Genomic DNA, 879 nt, shown 5'->3' with positions numbered 1-879 from the left:
GATTGGACACATCTTGCTGCCCAGCTTCGGGGATATAGGGTTTACGTATTACCTGATAGTTGATTAAATCGAGCGCTTTCCCCGCATGACGTGTACGCAATCTTCGCTCATCTTCATCAACCCAGCATGCTATCTGCTGGTACACGCGGTCAGAGTGCGCCAATGGAATATGTGGCAGGCCTTCAAAGTGAGCGTTTTAGCTATGTGTTGGCGCAGAGCCCGGGTTAGCACTACCCTGTCTGACCAAGCTACCCCCCATCACTCTGCTAATAAAGCTATCTTCATTCTTTCCAACACTACCACTAATAAAGTAATGACGAGCCTGATCATAGAAACTCGCACATGACGACTCAATGTCTTCAGATGGAGCAAAAAACTTCAAGCCATGCTTTAAATCTTGAATACCTTCACTCCGCCGATCAATCCAATCAGCCCAATGGCTAATGTAATCCCGAGGAAAGTGTCGAACGATTTCACCGCTAAAGTGGCCAAACTTTTCAAGCGGTGAGCCTTCGTGCGGTGTACCCAAGTACATACATTTACTTAAGTTCGAGAGCCAAGGCATATCAGTTTGGATGGCACAATATTGAGCATGTCGAAGTAAGAGTCCGCCCATACTGAAACCGACAAGCATCAGTTCATCAATATTAATCGGGTAGGCTTCGTGCAATTGAGTCAGTTGCTTTGCCAGAAGACGACCATTTTTTTCTAAAGAAAGTCCGGTATTGTAGCGAAGATAGAACGGTGTATAACCAAAATCTTCCTGCAACTTTGTACCATAGTTTTCCCTGACATCGCCGCCTTTATAGTCGAAACAGCTATCAATATAATGATCGACGAGAGATTCCCCTTCACTGGGAGCCTTTAGGTGGTAATCCC

The 879-nt window shown here is 45.6% G+C and carries 1 protein-coding gene; it reads right to left on the bottom strand.

Annotated features, from left to right (window positions below; genetic code table 11):
• Positions 1–196: 196 nt before the first annotated feature.
• Positions 197–879, bottom strand: a 683-nt coding sequence (locus A3735_RS30135; protein WP_369820502.1) for an esterase/lipase family protein, incomplete at its 5' end; no start/stop codon positions are given.

Source organism: Oleiphilus sp. HI0061 (assembly GCF_001635675.1).
This window is presented reverse-complemented; position numbering and strand designations above follow the sequence as displayed.